At 44.3% G+C, this 17951-nt stretch carries 18 protein-coding genes; 9 read left to right on the plus strand and 9 right to left on the minus strand.

What is annotated here, in order from left to right; translation table 11 throughout:
• The first annotated feature begins 188 nt into the window (after nt 1-188).
• Nucleotides 189-506 (plus strand): hypothetical protein, encoded by a 318-nt coding sequence (locus QZ918_RS09545; RefSeq protein WP_293333962.1) that lies wholly within the window; start codon nt 189-191, stop codon nt 504-506.
• Nucleotides 507-548: 42 nt separating this feature from the next.
• On the opposite strand, the gene QZ918_RS09550 is transcribed toward QZ918_RS09545, so the two are convergent.
• Nucleotides 549-872 (minus strand): hypothetical protein, encoded by a 324-nt coding sequence (locus QZ918_RS09550; protein WP_293333964.1) that lies wholly within the window; start codon nt 870-872, stop codon nt 549-551.
• A gap of 64 nt (nt 873-936) precedes the next feature.
• Between QZ918_RS09550 and QZ918_RS09555 the strand changes: the two genes are divergently transcribed.
• The 4 genes from QZ918_RS09555 to QZ918_RS09570 all read left to right on the plus strand — a co-directional run bounded on the left by QZ918_RS09555 (nt 937) and on the right by QZ918_RS09570 (nt 6110).
• The gene (locus QZ918_RS09555) at nt 937-1560 is read left to right on the plus strand and encodes a COP23 domain-containing protein (protein WP_293333966.1); all 624 of its coding nucleotides are present in this window, start codon (nt 937-939) and stop codon (nt 1558-1560) included.
• 4 nt (nt 1561-1564) lie between these two features.
• On the plus strand, nt 1565-2347 hold the full coding sequence (locus tag QZ918_RS09560) for a S1 family peptidase (protein WP_293197182.1): 783 nt from the start codon (nt 1565-1567) through the stop codon (nt 2345-2347).
• Nucleotides 2348-2512: 165 nt separating this feature from the next.
• A complete protein-coding gene (locus QZ918_RS09565) occupies nt 2513-3418 on the plus strand; it encodes a S1 family peptidase (protein WP_293333968.1) in 906 nt (301 codons plus the stop codon).
• Between the two features lie 319 nt (nt 3419-3737).
• Nucleotides 3738-6110, plus strand: coding sequence for a VWD domain-containing protein (locus QZ918_RS09570; RefSeq protein WP_293333970.1), 2373 nt, complete (start codon nt 3738-3740; stop codon nt 6108-6110).
• A gap of 314 nt (nt 6111-6424) precedes the next feature.
• On the opposite strand, the gene QZ918_RS33085 is transcribed toward QZ918_RS09570, so the two are convergent.
• Together QZ918_RS33085 and QZ918_RS09580 are read right to left on the minus strand one after the other, a co-directional pair.
• Nucleotides 6425-6640, minus strand: coding sequence for a hypothetical protein (locus QZ918_RS33085; protein WP_367275296.1), 216 nt, complete (start codon nt 6638-6640; stop codon nt 6425-6427).
• Nucleotides 6633-6863, minus strand: a complete 231-nt coding sequence (locus QZ918_RS09580) for a hypothetical protein (RefSeq protein ID WP_293333972.1) — start codon at nt 6861-6863, stop codon at nt 6633-6635. The genes QZ918_RS33085 and QZ918_RS09580 overlap by 8 nt, the downstream gene beginning before the upstream one ends.
• A 198-nt stretch (nt 6864-7061) precedes the next feature.
• On the opposite strand from QZ918_RS09580, the gene QZ918_RS09585 reads away from it, so the two are divergent.
• Nucleotides 7062-7304, plus strand: a complete 243-nt coding sequence (locus tag QZ918_RS09585) for a DUF4926 domain-containing protein (protein WP_293333974.1) — start codon at nt 7062-7064, stop codon at nt 7302-7304.
• A gap of 475 nt (nt 7305-7779) precedes the next feature.
• On the opposite strand, the gene QZ918_RS09590 is transcribed toward QZ918_RS09585, so the two are convergent.
• The 4 genes from QZ918_RS09590 to QZ918_RS09605 all read right to left on the minus strand — a co-directional run bounded on the left by QZ918_RS09590 (nt 7780) and on the right by QZ918_RS09605 (nt 12571).
• Nucleotides 7780-8610 carry a S1C family serine protease gene (locus QZ918_RS09590; protein WP_293333976.1) on the minus strand — a complete coding sequence of 277 codons (831 nt, stop codon included), beginning with the start codon at nt 8608-8610 and terminating at the stop codon, nt 7780-7782.
• Nucleotides 8611-9112: 502 nt separating this feature from the next.
• Entirely contained in the window at nt 9113-10084 is a 972-nt protein-coding gene (gene hemC / locus QZ918_RS09595) for a hydroxymethylbilane synthase (protein ID WP_293333978.1), read from the minus strand.
• 656 nt (nt 10085-10740) lie between these two features.
• Nucleotides 10741-11745: a hypothetical protein gene (locus QZ918_RS09600; RefSeq protein WP_293333980.1), complete on the minus strand. Its 1005-nt coding sequence runs from the start codon at nt 11743-11745 to the stop codon at nt 10741-10743.
• 265 nt (nt 11746-12010) lie between these two features.
• Nucleotides 12011-12571: a hypothetical protein gene (locus tag QZ918_RS09605; protein WP_293333982.1), complete on the minus strand. Its 561-nt coding sequence runs from the start codon at nt 12569-12571 to the stop codon at nt 12011-12013.
• Nucleotides 12572-12763: 192 nt separating this feature from the next.
• Between QZ918_RS09605 and QZ918_RS09610 the strand changes: the two genes are divergently transcribed.
• The 3 genes from QZ918_RS09610 to QZ918_RS09620 all read left to right on the plus strand — a co-directional run bounded on the left by QZ918_RS09610 (nt 12764) and on the right by QZ918_RS09620 (nt 15244).
• The gene (locus QZ918_RS09610) at nt 12764-13849 is read left to right on the plus strand and encodes a T4 RnlA family RNA ligase (protein ID WP_293333984.1); all 1086 of its coding nucleotides are present in this window, start codon (nt 12764-12766) and stop codon (nt 13847-13849) included.
• Nucleotides 13850-14085: 236 nt separating this feature from the next.
• Complete coding sequence (locus QZ918_RS09615; RefSeq protein WP_293333986.1) at nt 14086-14934, plus strand: phosphatase domain-containing protein; 849 nt, start codon at nt 14086-14088, stop codon at nt 14932-14934.
• A gap of 31 nt (nt 14935-14965) precedes the next feature.
• A complete protein-coding gene (locus QZ918_RS09620) occupies nt 14966-15244 on the plus strand; it encodes a hypothetical protein (protein ID WP_293333989.1) in 279 nt (92 codons plus the stop codon).
• A gap of 282 nt (nt 15245-15526) precedes the next feature.
• Here the strand turns inward: QZ918_RS09620 and QZ918_RS09625 are convergent, their stop codons facing one another.
• A complete protein-coding gene (locus QZ918_RS09625; protein WP_293333991.1) occupies nt 15527-17062 on the minus strand; it encodes a mercuric reductase in 1536 nt (511 codons plus the stop codon).
• A gap of 16 nt (nt 17063-17078) precedes the next feature.
• Nucleotides 17079-17810, minus strand: a complete 732-nt coding sequence (locus QZ918_RS09630; RefSeq protein ID WP_293333993.1) for a TVP38/TMEM64 family protein — start codon at nt 17808-17810, stop codon at nt 17079-17081.
• Nucleotides 17811-17951: the final 141 nt, after the last annotated feature.

Consider the following 17951-nt stretch of genomic DNA (forward strand, 5'->3'; position numbering starts at 1 on the left):
GATACAAATACTGGGAATTGCTAATGGCGGACGTACTGATTGCGATCGCACGTATTGTACCTGACCATGTATGAATGGCGCTGGGGGCGATGGTGTAAATTATTGTTGCAAAACTTGCCAATATGCGTAAAAACAGAAGGCTTTTTCCTAAACACCTATAGAGGCTGAAATTTGGGGAGGAAAAAGCTATGGGGTTTGTGTCAAATGATGCTGCGGGCGATCGGGCTGACAAAGCGGGAGAGAGTAATAGTAAATCTAAGTCCAGTCAGAAGGTGGAAACAGATATGCGATCGGGGCGAGAAAGTAGGGATAATCCGATTAATCTGGTTTTTGATAAAATCGAGGACATTCTGTCGGAAACTTGGGAAAAAACTGGGTTTGGAGAGGTGACTATTGAGAGTGAGAGGGAGAAGAAAAATTTGATTCGGGTAACTGTTAAGGGTTCGACTCATTATCGGTATTTTATTACTGATGAAGATGTTGAGGAGTGGAAGTCGAGAAGGTAAAGTGCGATCGGGCTATTACGCTAATCCGTCAGGTTAAACACGCTAACAGCTAGATTTTACGCGATATCTGTAGGGACGTGGCATTGCTGTTTCCTTACCGGGATCTGCTAAATAAATGGGGTTTTTCAACCGAGGGCGATCGCTAATAAATTTTTTGCATTGGGGTATTGATAAATAGAAGAGAATGATGTAAAATTTCATTTTAGGGTTTTTCAACCCTAAAGTGCATCTAAGCTGTACGGCTGTGAGGGCTGACAGCATTAAAGTTTGAATCAACTGAATATAGGTGACATAAAACCTAGTCTGTGACGGATGTGAGTTTCGCGGGGCTGGGGAAATGGCAGCAGGCGATCCGTGCGATCGCATTTGTCACTTTTCCGGCTAGTTGTTTATTGGCAAATAATTAGTTTTTTGAGAGAAGTTAATAATCATGAGCAAATGGCAATCAATGACTGCTTTGACAGTAGGGACGATCGCGATCGCCCTTAGCAGCGTATCTTTAAGCGCTAAACCCGCTCAAAGTCAACCGGCACCGGGACAGCGCGGTTTTTGGTGCGACAATTCAAGCGGTGTGCCGATTACGATGTATCAAAACGTACAGGGAAATCGAGAACCTTGGATTCGGTGGGTTTCTAATGATTTCTCCGGTGCTGGGTACGATCCTGCGACTCGTTGTCGCGAGGTGAGCAGTCGCCTGGAAACTTTCCGCAGTAACAAAGAGCTTAAGTTCATCACTGTAGGGCTAATGAACGGACAGCGAGTGGTTTGCACTGCCAGCCAAGTAAACGGCCGCTGCCAAGGATTGATATTTACACTGAAACCGAATCAAGATGCAGTGAAAACACTGAATAATCTCTTGGCTTGGCGGGAGGGACAAGCGGGTGCGCCTTCTCTGTCTGAAAGCAAGGACAGTATTCCGTTCATTGATGTCAGCGGCAGGTTGGGGGACGAGGGAAGTACGATCGCGCCCGTAGCTGCGCCAACACCCGCATCAGGGCAACCGCGAGTAGCCCCCGCCCAACCGAGCACTGGTGCCGGATCGCGGGAGCTTTAAGGTGATGAATTTGCGAAGACTGGGACTGACGGGAGTTTGTGCGGTTGTGCTGAGTATTTTTCCAGCTAGTTGCAGCGTTATTGCCCAACCAGTTAGCGCAAATTCTCCCGTTACTGATGCTCAAAATGCCGATGTTGAAAGGTTGGCAAAGTTAACGACGGTACGTATTTTAACGCCTGATGCTTCAGGTTCCGGGGCGATCGTCCAGCGGCAGGGTCAAGTGTACACGGTGCTGACAAATTGGCACGTTGTCGGTTTCAGCCAGCAGCATACCGCGATCGCCCCGGACGGTGAGCGGTATCGGCTGCTGGGTGCTCCGAGACAGTTGGGAAATGCGGATTTGGCGATCGTCCAATTTCGCAGTTCCAACACCTATCAAGTCGCCCAAATTAGCACTGATTTATTAAGAGTAGGAGAACCCGTATTTGCCGCCGGATTTCCGATGTATCGGGGCCGCAGTTTAACAACTACTTTCGAGCAAGGAATTCGGGCATTTAGATTTACCCAAGGTGCTGTATCGGTGCTGCCGCCAAAATCCCTCGCTCAAGGATATCGTTTGGGATACACAAATGATATTGCTGTAGGGATGAGCGGCGGGCCAATTTTTAACGATCGAGGGCTTTTAATTGGGATTAATGGTCGGATGAAGAACGGCGATCCAGATTTTGGAATTTATGCCTTTGAGGATGGAACTGAGCCATCGGGAGCAATGTTGGAACTCATGGTTAATTCTAGTTGGGGAATTCCGATTAGTACCTATTTGCGTTATGCGCGAGTTTCTTTGTAGGGGCGGTGCCCCCGTGCGCGCCCTTAAATTTGGGGCAACCACGGGGGGATTGCCCTTACAAAATCCCCGAAATTTGGGGGAGCCACGGAGGGATTGCCCCTACAAAATTTAGAACTTGTACGCCATTATTTGACATTTTGTTTCAGATTATCAATGGAGTTATTTATGAATTTCGGAGTTTCTCGTTTTAATTATGTTCCGGCGATCGTAGCAGGAACTGCAACAGTTGCAGCAATTATGATTAGCCAGCCTGTCATGGCAAAAACTGCTAAAGAAGTCGCTCAAATAGCAGTTCCCACTACAGTACAGATCAACAATATCCTGAGTCCAGGAGATAGTGGTTCTGGAGTAATTATTACTAAGAAAGGTAAAACATACACGGTGCTAACGGCAAATCATGTCGTGAAAAATCCTAATACTGAATTTATGATTCGGACTTCTAAGGGGAAAGAGCATAAGGTGACGGATGTCAAGGGTTTGCGGAATAATGAGATCGGGCCGGATTTAGCAGTTGTGGTATTTGAAAGTGACGAAGAATATTCCGTTGCACCGATTAGCAATTCCGATGAAGCAACGATTGGATCGGGGGTTTATATTTCGGGATATCCTTTACCTGCGGGTGTGGGGAGTCAAGAACGAGAATATCAGTTTACCAATGGGCAAGTTACTAATGTCCGGTCAAGTAACGATCAAGGATATACGATGCGTTATGCTGCGGTGACGCGGCGGGGAATGAGTGGCGGGCCTGTTTTTGATGTTAGTGGTCGAGTGATTGGTATTCACGGACAGGGAGATACTGACGGTATTATAGCAGTTCAAAATGAGAGTGGACAAAATACGGGAGAGGCGAAAACGGGGTTTAATTCAGCGATTCCGATTAATACTTTTGTGGGGATGATGTCGCAGGTGGGGATAGATAAATCTGCTTTTAAAATTGATAATAAACCGCCAGTTAATGTGGATGCGGAAGAGGTAAAGCCTGGGGAGGCTCAGGGTTGGTTTGGAGATTTTGGTAAAGATATTGTTAAAGATGTGATTCAACGGGGTATTCGGAGGATTTTACCGTTTTAGGGCGTGAGGGCGATCGCACTTTCATGAGGTGGCAAAATGAGGGATGAAATTGATAGTAAAACATGAATAAAATTCGTAGGGGCGGGTTCGCCGATGAATTTTGTCACCCACAGATAATCTTGATAAACCCGCCCCCACCCAACGAATAAACCCGAATAACATCCCCCACACCGTTAAATTCAATTCATTCTTTAATTTTTGCGTGGGGTGGGGGCGGGTTTACGAATTTGTCGATGGGTGTCAAATATCTTGGCGAACCCGCCCCTACAAGATCGATCGGAATGCGGATGTTTAGTTAATTGTTTACGTGAGGTATTTTATGCGTCGGTTTCGTATTTATGCTCTGGGTATTGTCAGCTTTTTTGCTGTTTTAATGAGTGCTTTGCTGGCTCCTGGTACGATTGTCAATCGGGCTTTATTGGCTGCACTTTGTACGGTTTTTAGTTTTAATTCTACGGTTTGCACGGTGAATTTAGCTCAGTCGGGCGATCGGGTGGTGGCGGCGACTCCGCCTGCTGTGGAAAGGAATATTTCGGATTGGTTAGTGCAGCGAGCTCCGGGGGAGTTTGATGATGCACCGAATGTGCTGCCTGGGAGTAATCCGCAAGCGCCGCCGTTTCCTCAAGATCCGGGGCCGAATCAGCCGGTGCGTCCTGATTTTGATAATGATCGTCAGCCATCTGAGCGGCAAAATCCTAACAATATTAAGCAATCAGGCTCTAGCCTTTGGTTCTATAGGGCATATATTTCATCAAATGCGAACGAAGATGATCTGCTTTTCGCCACCGTCTTTGATATTCAGCAGAGTGAAGCCGGAGAAAGTCAAGTTAATGTCTGCAAGGATAGTTGCCTCAATGCTATAGGCAATCTAAACTTGCAGGATGAAGACTTTCAAGTGGAAGATACAGCGTGGATAGCACAAGGAGCAGATTTAAAAACCACAACAGTTTCAGGCAAAAATCACAAACTTTACTGGGGTGAGCTTGAGTCCTCTACAGCCAGTGAAAAAATATTTTTTTCGATTGTAAACCTAAATTATGATACAAATTTTCAGAGCGCTATTTCAATTAAAAATCTTCAGAAAAGCCCGTCAATGGCAGGCAGGATGCCTACCCTACAAAAGTCTTTGGAGATGCCTATTGATTATGCTTCAATAGGAGCCAGTAATGTTAGTTTTACAGGAAAAGAATTAGGACAGCGTATTACTGAGGATACGGTTACGTGGAGTGGAAAACAAACTCAGACACCAAACAACCTCAAGGACATCGCCAAAAATAAATCTCCAGGACAATATAAGGCTGCTTTAGACACAGCATTAAAAGCACTCAAAGAAAAATCTTCTCAAGGATATAAATTTGTTGAAAAGAATATTCCCAAGCTAGGAAAACTTATTAGTTCCCCTCAAACAGCTCGCGATCTTGGAAATATGGTCAGTGGAATTAGTAGAAATGGGAAGGCCATTATACCCCTCTTAAGGGGTGTAGGATCGGTTGGTCTGAGATTAATACCTGTTGTTGGTCAAGTTGTTACACTTGCTTCTATGGCCTACCTAGCTTATGAGGCTATTCAATTTTACAAAAGCATCCCTAAAGATGAGTTTGGTTATAGGGACTGGTGCAGGGAACATCCAAACTGGTGTGGTATTTTTAGTTTAATGGAAGGTTATAGGGATGCTTTTTCACAGGTTTTTCAAAAAGAAGCTGAGATTGCAACTGATATGATTGGATCGGCTACAAAGAACCTAGTTCAGGGATCTTCTTGGGGCGATCCACATCTCACAAGCTTTGACGGTCAAAAATACGATCACCACGCGATCGGTGAATTTGTCCTTACCCGATCGAAAGACAAACACTTCGAGGTACAAGTTCGCGAAGCCCCCTATGGATCGAGCTCATCCCTGGCAATAAATATCGCCGCCGCCATGCGAGTCGGCAACGATCGCGTCGCTATCTATTCCCAAGATTTCCCTGATAACAACACCCAAGATCCCTTGCGCGTTAACGGCAAAACCATCTCAGGGGAAAAACAAAACCTATCGGGTGGTGGCTTTGTTGCTCGCACGGGCAGTGGCAGCTACCTCGTGCAGTGGCCCAGTGGCGAGCAAGTAACCGTGAAGATTTTTAACAAGCTTGTTGAAGTGACACCGGGCGCAAGCGAAGGCGATCGCGGTCAACTCGAAGGCTTGCTCGGCAACTTCAACGGCAACCCCTCAGACGACTTTATGACTCGTGATGGTCGCGTCATTGCAGAAAATAAAGAAGCGATGAACATTGCCCGATCTGTATTAAGCAACTTTGATGTTAGCCGCTGGATTCCTATCCCTATTGATCCTTTGACGGAAGCCTTTTTAGACTCCATTCATCGGCAATTTGGCGATAGTTGGCGTGTTTCCCAAACAGAATCGCTGTTTGATTATCCCGCTGGCAAAAATACGGATAGCTTCACGAATAAATCTTTTCCTGATGGTTTCGTAATCTTGCGGATGCTTGCCCCCCAAGCCGTACAACTTGCAGAAGAAACTTGTCGTAAAGCTGAAGTACCAAACGAACGCCTAGAAGGATGTTTATTTGATGTGGCGGCCAGCGGCGATGTCAGCCTTGCCAGTGTTGCTGCTAACATCCTTAAAAACGAAGTTAAGCAACGAGTTGAACAAGAAATTCGGAATCGCGTTCCGATTCCTTTACCCTTCTAATTCGCGATCGCTCTTTTCATCCCCTTTTACAAAAGAGCGATCGCCCCTAAAGATATTATGGGGCGATCGCTCTTTTGTGTAGAAGGGCGATCGCTTGTAACCACCTATTAGTGAGATTGCTTAGGCGCAATTTCAAATCCTAGTTCAGATACATAAAAACAAACATCAAACTCAGCCAAAAAATTTAACCTGCCTAAAATGAGCGGCATATTTCTTTGTCTAGTCCAAGCAAAAGCCAAGTTAACTGGTGCAAACCTGCTGACTGTCCCTGACAACAACAAAGCCCTAGCCTCGATATTTGCCAGATTTCCAGATCAAGAAATAACAAAGGTTTGTTCGTCCCAAACAGCCCCTAATTGTAAACCAATTTCATAAGGCAAAACATTCATGGTTGCCCCTGTATCCAGCAACCCCATCACTTCAATTGACTGGTTTCGATAGCTTAATATTATCGGTAAATAAGGCGCATAAGATACCTCGCCAGAGCGATTGAATTGAGAGGCAAAAGAGTATTTTTCACCATTAAGCATTTTGCAGTTGCTTTTGTTCCTCTAAAAACTGTGCCAATTGACGTGCTCCTTCATCGGAATTATGCAACATTTCAAAATAATTATCTTTAGACTCTAAGTTAGCCAAATCTTCTTCTTTTGCTAACTCAGAAACCAAAAATTCTATTACTCTTAATTTATCCACACGAGATAAATTACTAAGCAGAGGAAATAATTGTGCAATTGGCATAATTAAAATTTCCATTTATATTCATCTTATTCAGATTACCACCTGTTTTACGCTTTTGTCAAGCTCATCGCTTTTTTGGGGGAAGTGCGATCGCTATTGTCAAGCGTAAAATTTACTTTACTCGCTAGTAACTATTTGGATGACTTAGTTTCCTTCACGAAAAACCAAGTTTATCACCCTATATCCCAATAAGGAGGTATAAAATAAAATAAAATGAAATTTCCCTTGTTGAAAAGAGTAGCATTACGAGTAGATGTACCCAACCACAAACTCTGTCGGGGAGATATTGCTACTATTGTTGAGCATCATCCTCACCCCGATGAGGATGGTTACAGTCTCGAAGTTTTTAATGCTTTAGGTGAAACTATAGCTGTAATTACTTTAGCTGAGTCGGAAATTGAACCGTTAATGTGTAATGAAGTTTTGCGTGTCAGGACTTTGACTGAGGCTGCATAAATAAATATTCAATACTAATCGCTAGAAGGACGGCTTTTTTGTGTGGAAGGGCGATCGCTTTGCTTTGTGAATAGATAAAAAACAGGCTATCGCCCCTCCTAAAAGCTTGTCAAGAAAAAGAACGCTATAACTCAATACAGTTTACTTAAGAAAAATCTGACTTGCCCAAAATGGCTGTATTGCCAGAAAATCGTCAGATGAAATTCATCAAAAGCGTTAAGTAAACCGTATTAAATTATAATCCACTCCATCAAGAGAAGAGTTTTGAACCACAGAGGGCGCAGAGGGCGCAGAGGGAAGAGTATTGCGAGGGTTTTGGATGTCGTAAAAAAACCTTTTGTCCCTCCCCTCTCTGTGTTCTCTGCGTTCTCTGCGGTAAAATCTTCTTAAGATCTATTTCACCTCTTTATAATCCAAAAATCGTCAGATGAAATTTATCAAAAGCGTTAAGTAAACCGTATTGCGCTATAACTGACTATTCCTCATCAGGTTCACCCTCAAAAGTTTCCTCAAATCCAGCTAAAAAGTCATCCAATGCAACGGAGGCGATCGCCAAATTAATAGTATCAGCATCTTCCAATCCCCACGTGTTCACCCCAACCACTTGACCGGCCATATTAATCAACGGGCCGCCCGAATTTGCCGGATTAATCGCCGCATCCGTTTGCAACACCTTCACCTCGGCAACCTCATCTTCATCATCCTCGCCCACCTCATACTCTTCCGGTTCGCGAATTTCAGTAATAATACCTTGAGTTACAGTTGCAGCAAACTGTCCCATAGGATTGCCCACAGCAATTACCCGATCGCCCACTTTGACATCAAAACACAATTCTAGGGGAGGATATTCTTCGGGAGACTCCACTTGTTCCCCTGTTGCCGGATCGATGATAAAACCAGTAATCAACAGCAATGCTAAATCCTCTTCCGCATTGCCTGTAAATACCACCTCTGCCATTCTCAACTTTCCGTCGTAAGTTTCCACTAAAACCTGTTCGACTTCATCTTCTTCGTAGAAGTAATCTTCATCTGCAATATCTTCGATAACGTGATAGTTAGTGACAATTATGTCAGGAGATACAAAAAAACCGCTCCCGGAAGAAATTTCTTCTCCTGTATCCCAATCCATCACGTAAACTGAAACTATGGAGGGCAAAACTTGCTCGACGACATCGGAAGAGTTTCCCGCCTGAGTTTTCAACTCTTTCAATTGCTGCTGCAAAGCTTTCCGATCTGCCTGCATTTTGCGATAAAGTTGCTGAACTTTTGTCAATTCTAGCTTTAATTGAGTTTCCTGAGCGCTCATATTTTGCATTTCCCTGAAATAGGTGGCTGATTTATTGTCGATGTTTGATTGCAGATTTTGGATTGGTATATTGACAATTATAGGGCTGATGCAAAGAAACCCGGTTTCCACGAAAAATCCTGGGCTTTACAGCAATTTAATGGGTCGTTGCACATATCCCGATGCCCCTAAATCCCCCTTTCCAAGGGGAGTAGGGGTTGACTTTGAATTCTTGCTCCCCCTTGGAAAGGGGGCTGGGGGGATCGGATTCTACGGGGCCTCATAAAAAATTGGTATTACAGCAAGGTATCTATCCATAAACCTGGTTCTCAACATCCTGCGGAGCATCCTAAATTAGTCAGATATTTGTGAACTTGGCAATTTTATTTAAAATCACCATCTAAAATCTACCATCAGACTGCTATTGTACCTGTCAAAACAAAAGCGAACCGCCATTTATGTTTATTTTACCAAATGCGATAAATCGCGTTTCAAAGCCGTGAAAAATAGATGCCGATCGCATTTATGAACCGCGTTGAACTTCGACAAAGATTTCCTCTAAAATAGCACTCGCTCCCTGGGCGCGCAGGCGGTGGGCGAGGTCTATTCCCAGCATTTCAGCAGTCTCGGCTGCACCGGAAACAGTATCTTTGACAAATCGCTGGCCGTCGAGACTGGATACCATTCCGGTTAAGGTTAATTGACCGTTTTCTATTTTGGTATTGACGCCAATCGGTACTTGACAGCCGCCTTCTAATTCCCGCAGAAATGCGCGTTCAGCATAACATCTTTGGGCGGTTTCGGAGTGTTCTAGAGCTTTAATAACTTCCAGGATTTCTGGATCTCCGGCGCGGCATTCGATGCCCAAAGCACCTTGTCCGACGGCGTGGAGGGAGATTTCAGGATCGATAACTTGGTGGATGCGATCGCCCATTCCCAATCTTTCGAGTCCGGCAACTGCTAAAATAATTGCGTCGTAACCGCCATCATCTAATTTAGCGAGTCGAGTGTTGAGATTGCCGCGAATATCTTTGAATTCAAAATGAGGGAAATGGTGCCGCAGTTGAGCCAGCCTGCGGAGGGAAGAAGTGCCGATTACTGCACCTTCGGGGAGGGTGTCAAGTTGCTTGTCTTTGTGCTTGGAGTGAACTACCAGGGCGTCAGCGGGATTTTCCCGTTCGGTGACGCATCCTAATATTAAACCTTCGGGTAAGTTGGTAGGCAAATCTTTGAGGGAATGCACGGCAAAGTCCGTTTCGTTGTTCAGCATTCCCGTTTCTAATTCTTTGGTGAAAAGTCCTTTATCGCCAATTTTAGCAAGGGCGACATCAAGAATTATGTCCCCTTGGGTGGACATGGTGTGGACTTCAAAAGTGTGTTGCGGGAAGCGTTTCTGTAATTCTGCTTGCACCCAGTGCGTTTGAACGAGGGCGAGTTGGCTTTTGCGAGAACCGATGCGGACGGTTCGGGAAGGGGCAGATGTGGTTGGGGACATAAGATCGATCGCAGGATAGCTTGAAATGAGCCAGTATATTCACCTGATCTAGCGTACCGCAGGTGGGGACTTTAATTGCTGGTTGGGACAATTCGGGCGATAAAATAGCAATACCAGATATTGACCCGTAGCAGCAGCGAGCTTTGAGGGTGTTTCCAATTTTGGGTTGGCTTGGGTGGCTTGAGCCGATCGGCATTTCGAGCCAAAGGCAGCCGAGGATGTATGATTTTCCTAGAGTTAATGCGGGTGAACGCGCTAGAAGCCGGCGGCAGCCCGTTACTTTTTATGTCGTGTCGAGCTCGAAACCAATGTAGATTATTAAAGTACGTCTTAAGGTATGTAGTTGCGATGAAAGCGCTCTTGTCTATGCGAAAGAGCGCTTTCATCGCAACAACGTACCTAATACAGAAATGTAATGATGTAATTGCGATCGAACTTCTCAACCAGGCTAATAGAGTACCATCAAAAGTTAATTTGTCAAATCACTAAAGTCATAAAACCATGAAAAATGCTCTTGATGTAGCCCGTTACTTTTTATGTCGAGTCGATCGCGAAACAAGTGTAAGTTATTAAGGTACGTTTTAAGGTATGTTGTTGCGCTTTAGCGCTCTTCTCTTGTCTGTGCGAAAGAGCGCTCAAGCGCAACTACGTACCTATTAACGTTGTCCGGCTTGAAGTGCAGAATTTACAATCGCAACAACATCTGACTGTCGTCCATTTTTCACACTTACTCGGTACAGCACTCCCAGCCTTTGCCACTCAACAGAAGCAATGCAATAATTGCCACAACTATTGAAATAAGTTCCCTTCATTCCGCCTGCTAATTCAATACTTCTGTAAGTATCTCTCGGCAATTGCGAAGGCGGCGAAATCGCTTCATCTCTTTTCGCTTCAATTGTGCCGAAAGTACAGGCTCCCCCGCGACATCCTTTGCCAAAATACATTTCAATAATGTAGCCGTGGGAGCCAGCTTTGATATCAAAATCAAGTTCCTGAGTATCCGATAGAGGAAGCATACTCGGCAGAAAAACTGGTACTCGCGTCTTGCCTTTGATTTGCCCAAAGATGTTACTTACAGGAAAACGAGTTTTAGCTTGATTTGCACCTGAATTGTTGGGGATTGGGGGAAACTTTTGGACAAAATCTCTCCACTGTAAAACTCTATTTTTAGCAACGTTCAGAGTGGGAATTGAATATTTTACAACGGCAAGAGAAGGGCGGCCGTCTTTTTGATTAAAGTTGCGGCGAATGACTGTATTTTCGGGTTTGCCCAATCCGTAAGTTGTGGCGGTGGAACGGGCTATCTCGCAGCTAATTTTGAAGATTCCCATGTCAATGTTGCCATTTGCGGCTTGGTAAGACCAATTGTAACCTTCAGAAGTGCGATCGCGATCGCACAAAAAACGCGAAATTTCAAACATCTTGGCAAGATGAACGTCGTAAGGGCGCAGCTTGCGGCTGCTGGTAGATTGTGCGGTATTGCGATCGGGCACAATAAAATCGATCGATTGCCAGCCATCTTTGGAGGTATAATTAAACCAGCGAATTTCTGTCACAGACACTTCAAGACGTGCTAGCGCGGAATTGGGCGTCAAAAGTGCGATCGTAAAAGCAGTCATCACACCAGCAAAAATCGCCCAAAATAGTCTTTTTCCCCTCATCCTGATTTCCCTGTAGACATCACAACCATTCTCTCTTGCTTCCCCAGCTTAACTGGTTTCAAGGCTCCCAAAATATATATAGCGGTTTTCACAAAGATTCGCGGACGTTGTTGGGAAGAGAGCCCTCTTGATTTCAGCGGTTATGTAAGCTGTCAGCCATACCTCATCTTTTTGAGAAAGGCTATAATATTCTCTGTCATTGCGAGGAACGAAGCAATCGCCAAGACTAAAATTGCTTCGTTTCTCTACAAAATCGCAAATTATCCTAGCGTTTACCAGCTTGAATAGCAGAATTGGCAATCTTAATTAAATCTGCTTCCGCTCCATTTCTAATCGCTACAGTATACATAAAACCCTGAGTTTTCCACTCAAGATTAGCCGTGCAGTAAGCCCCGCAACCATTGTGGAAATTTCCTTTCACTCCGCCCGCAAGTTGAACAGTTTTTAAAGTCTTAGTTACCCCTTCGATCTTAGTCGAAAACTCACCACCTTTTTGACCTCTAATTTCTCCAAGAGTGCAAGCGCCCGTACCTTTGCAATCTGCTGTAAATTCCATAGAAACAATATAGCTGTCGGGTTTACTTTGGGTTCGATAGTAAAGTTTCTGCGAAACCGGAACCAAGCTGGGGATAAAAATAGGTACTTGCGTTTTGCCTTTTAACTTTGGCAAAATTTCACTTACAGGCACAGCAGCATCAGCTTTAGCAACAGGCTTTGTTTCCGCCAGCATCTGCGGCAATTTTCCCGCACCGAAAACTTGCGATACAGGCACTAAAGCAGTCAATACGCACGCAGAAGTCGCCAAAAGTAATAATTTATTGTTCACTATTTTTGTCCTCAATGTCGAAACAGTCTAGTTTTGCACTGAACCGCGTTCATTTAATTTACAACACAACTCCCAAATACAAAAGCCACAGCAGGCATTCAGGAAAAAAGCAAGTTTAAATTTTCTTTACAAATGCACGGAAATATGAAGTAACAGATAAAATAGAGAAGGCGAGTAATTTAGGAGTCAAACGTGGAACTGCAAGAGTATTTACGCCAGCACGGATTAGAAACTTTGTGCGAAACTTATCATATCAAAGTTACCCGCCACCGCCAATATCCCGATTTAGTCTGTCTGAAATATTCGCAGATAGAATCCCCGCTGGGCGAAAAAATAGTCCAGCAGTGCCGCGGCATTATTTTAGATGAATCTCAAAATTGGGAGATTGTTTCTTATCCCTACGACAAATTTTTTAACTACGGGGAAGGCCACGCCGCAGCAATTGATTGGAGTAGCGCCAAGGTTTACGAAAAATTAGACGGTTCGCTGACTGTACTGTATTTTTATCAGGGAGAATGGAGAGTGCAATCTAGCGGCACTCCCGATGCAGCGGGCGAAGTTAACGGTTTTGGATTTAGCTTTGCCGAACTTTTTTGGAAAGTCTGGCAAGAATTGGGCTATGAATTACCAGAAGCCACAGACGAGTGTTTTATCTTTGAGTTGATGACACCTTATAATAGAATAGTTGTGCAACAAAAAAACAATGATATCGTGCTGCACGGGGTTCGCAATACTGAAACTTTGCGAGAAACAGATCCCCTTTTTTGGGCAAATAGATATGTCTGGAAAGTAGTCGAATCCTATCCTTTAACTAGCTGGAAAGAAGTTATCGAAGCCGCTCAACATTTAGATCCGATGGATTCGGAAGGGTATATCATTTGCGATGATAACTTTAACCGAGTTAAGGTTAAGTCTCCGCAATATGTGGCGATTTCCCATCTCCGCGAAGGATTTTCGACGCGGCGGATGATCGAAATTGTTTTGACTAACGAAGGAGAAGAGTTTTTAGCTTATTTTCCCGAGTGGATTGACTTGTATCAAAAAGTGAAGAGTAAATATGAATTGTTAGTTCAAGAAATCGAGGAGGTTTACCGACAGCACGAACATATCGAAGTGCAGAAAGATTTTGCGTTAGCTGTGAAAGATTTGCCGTATTCCGGGATTTTGTTTTCTTTGCGGGCTCGCAGGGTTGCGGGAGTGAAAGAAGCTCTCCGCGATGTTACGATTCATAAGATAGAGGAGTTATTGGGTTTGGATTATATCAATTTAGGACTTTAGTCCTTCTCCAAGTTCGTAGTAAGGACTTTAGTCCTTCTCCAAGTTCGTAGTAAGGACTTTAGTCCTTCTCCAAGTTCGTAGTAAGGACTTTAGTCCTTCTCCAAGTTCGTAGTAAGGACTTTAGTCCTTCTTAGGCTTAATAAGGACTGAAGTCCTCACTACGAACCGGGGATGAATGAGGACTGAAGTCCTCACTACGAACCTGAGATTTTTTTTAAATAGCTAGGATATATAGAATGAAAAGAGTTATTGTACTTGTCGGCTTACCTGCATCTGGAAAATCTCAATTTGCGAGAGAATTGCTGCTGTCTGAACCTGCAAGATGGGTGCGTAGCAATAAAGATTTACTTCGAGAAATGGCCCATGCTTCTCATTGGTCTCCGGCGAATGAAAAGTTTATTGTGCAGTTGAGAGATACGATTATTCTGATGGCTTTGGAAAGTGGCAAGCACGTGATTGTTGATGATACTAATTTCGGGCCTCACATCGATCATATCAAAGAGTTGGTTAAGGGTAAAGCCATCGTTGAAGTCAATGATTCTTTCCTGCAAGTTCCGGTGGAGGAGTGTATTAAACGGGATTTAAAAAGACTTAATTCGGTGGGCAAAGATGTGATAATGAAGATGTACAATAAGTACGTGCGGGTTCCGATTGCGCCGCCGGAATATAACCCGGATTTGCCGGATGCAATTCTTGTGGATATGGACGGTACATTAGCGCTTCTCAATGGTAGAAATCCTTTTGATGCTTCTAAGTGCGATCGCGATTTACCGAATCAGCCCGTCTTAGATACCGTCCGCAAGTGGCAGTCCAGCGTTAATATTATCGTAGTATCGGGCCGAACCGATGACTGTCAGCCTCAAACTGAACAATGGTTGCGGCAGTACGAGGTCAATTATGCCGCTCTTTATCTGCGAAAAACCGGAGATATGAGGAAGGATGCGATTATGAAAGAGGAAATCTACCGCCAGCATATTGATGGGAAGTATAACATTAAGTTTGTTTTGGACGATCGCCAGCAAGTAGTTGATATGTGGAGGTCGTTTGGATTGACGGTATTTCAAGTTGATGAAGGGGATTTTTGATCTGGGTTGTTGTGTTATTTTGGTGATAGTTATGATTTCAAATCGCGAAATGGTTGAGGCTTTTGGTAGCTCAATCATGAAAAACGAAATCAAAAAAGAAATTTTACAGTTAATAGCTCAACATGATGGTAAGTGGTATTGGTATCAAATTGACCGCTACCTTAGCATCTCTCATCCAGAAATGCCTGGTCCGTACATTGACGAAATCAAGGCACTTAAAGAACAGGGATTGATTGAGGAGCGGAAATATTCTAGTTCTGAATTTACACGATACTGGATGACTGATGAAGGAAGAGCGCGATTACAATAGTTTGCTTAATTGCAAGGGAATCAAGTATCTTTATGGCAATGCTAGTCGGTTTTACTTTTTACCAGGTCGATTATAAATGTTTGTTGAGTGTCGGTGAATTTCAAACTATCCCTAATGCTACAATCAAAGATCAGACGGCGGTTAAAACCGCGTCTACACAAACGATGTCCGCCTCCGCGGACTGAAGACAATATCTAATTTTAACCCCTCGTTCTTCAACCCGCGCACCATCCGGGTTTTGTTTTTATAGACGCGGTTTTAACCGCCGGGTGTTCTAAAAGTTTACCGAGTCCAAGCCAGCCATTTATTAAACAAATTCTTGACAAACGGTGTCAAACGAGTGCGATTGTACGCATCCCCAGCTTTGCGAATCGCATCGGCTTGCGTCGGATACGGATGAATGACACTAGCAATTTTCCCTAAACCAATATTGTTTACCATTGCTAAAGTAATCTCGCTAATCATATCTCCAGCGTGTCGCGCTACAATCGTTGCACCTAATATTTTGTCGCTACCTTTCTTAACGTGGATTTTCACAAAACCCTCGTCTTCGCCGTCTATAATTGCTCTATCGACTGTATCGAAAGGAATTAAAAACGTATCGACATCAATCCCCGCAGCTTGCAATTCGCGATCGCCCAATCCGACGCGCGCCACCTCTGGGCTAGTATAGGTACACCAAGGTATAGTCAAGGCGCTGAGCTTTTTGCGTCCGAAAAACAGAGTGTTTTGAATCACCATTCTGGCGGCAAAATCCGCAGCGTGGGTGAATTTATGCTTCATGCAAATGTCGCCGGCGGCATAAATCCGGGGATTGGTTGTTTGTAAGTTGTCGTTGACAAATACACCTCTTCGTGTGTCGTACTGCACGCCGACAGCTTCTAGGTTCAATCCTTCCACGTTTGGCGATCGCCCTACGCTGACAATAATCTCATCTACCGTTACTGACGCTTCCTTGCCTTGAGATTGATAATAAACTATTTTGCCTGCATTTGTTTTTTCAACGCGCTCTATTTTCGATTCTAGAAGTAGCTGAATTCCTTCTTTCACAAAAGCCTGCTGCACGATTTTAGCAGCATCAATATCTTCCTTATCCAAAATCTGAGCATTTTTGTGCAGCAACACGACTTCGCAACCCAAGCGCCGAAAAGCTTGGGCTAATTCGCAGCCGATCGGCCCACCGCCAATTACTGCCAAACGCTGAGGTTTTTCTGTGAGGTTAAATACAGTTTCATTTGTTAAATATCCAGCTTCCTGCAAACCGGGAATTTGCGGTGCTAGCGCCCTTGCGCCTGTGCTAATTACTGCTTTTTTGAAGTTAAGAGTTTGACCTGCAACTTCTATGGTAGAATTGCTAGTAAAGCGACCGGAACCTAAGAAAACATCAACTCCTAATTTGTGCTGGTAGCGTTCCACAGAATCAACATCGCTAATTCCCGCCCTGATGCGCCGCAGTCTTGCCATTACGGCTGAAAAATCAATTTCTGTACCGTTAGGAACGCTAACACCAAATTTACTTGCTTCCCCGATATCGGCGACAGTACGAGACGATCGAATCAGCAATTTTGAAGGCACGCAACCGACATTCAAACAGTCGCCGCCCATCAAATGTTTTTCAATCAAAGCAACTTTTGCACCCAAACCTGCGGCACCCGCAGCCACAATTAATCCGGCGGGGCCCGCGCCAATTACTACTAAGTTGTAGCTGCTAGCAGGCTGCGGGTTTACCCAATCTGGGGGATGCAAGTAGGAGACTAATTTTTGGTTGTATTCGTCCATCGGGGGGACTGTTAGGCGATCGACTTTTGACTGCGACATGAGCAAATGTTCCTAATTAAATAGTTTCATCTAAAGCTTTGCGAGCAATCCGAGTGATATAGATAGTGACGGCGACAGCAGCCGTAAAACTGATGGTATTAATCAACCATTTTACAAGTTCGGCTTGAGGATTTGCAGGCTGATTGCCCGTACATATAGCTGCAATATTTCCTACCAAAGAGCCTGAGTAAACGTACATCACAGTTCCGGGAATCATGCCCGAGGAACCTAATACATAATCTTTCAAAGAAACCTGAGTAATCCCCAAAGCGTAATTCAACAAATTGAACGGAAATAAAGGACAAAGACGTGTCAAAAAGACTATTTTTAATCCTTCTTTAGCAACGGCGCGATCGAGGGCTTGAAACTTTGGGTGAGCTTCCATATATCTTACCACGCGATCGCGCGACAGGTATCGCCCGATCAGAAAAGCAAAGGTCGCCCCTAAGGTGGCGGCGATTAACACGTATATCGAACCCCACCACAGCCCAAACAGCACTCCGCCTCCCAAGGTCAGCACGGAACCAGGTATAAATAGTATCGTAGCGAAGTTGTAGGTAGCGATAAAGGCGATCGGGCCCCAGACGCCTAAATGCTCGATTTGGATTAAAACCGCTCTTAACAGTCCTTGAACGTAGGCGGATCTAGTTGCTACAATTAAAAAAGGGACTGCAAGGGCGATCGACAAAAACAACAATCTGCGTTTAAAAGTATACCTGCTAGAAATCTGATTGGCTTCTGGCTCCATAATTGACCGATAAATAGATAGATACCAGCATTATATAGCAGTTGTTAACTTACCAGAAACAATTGCTTGCAAGCCTCTCCCTTGAGGAATAAATTGGGTGAATCTCGTTTTTCAAGAGGGCGAAGCACGATCGCATATAAG

The sequence above is a fragment of the Microcoleus sp. CAWBG58 genome (genome assembly GCF_020883045.1).
Classification (GTDB): Bacteria; Cyanobacteriota; Cyanobacteriia; order Cyanobacteriales; family Microcoleaceae; genus Microcoleus.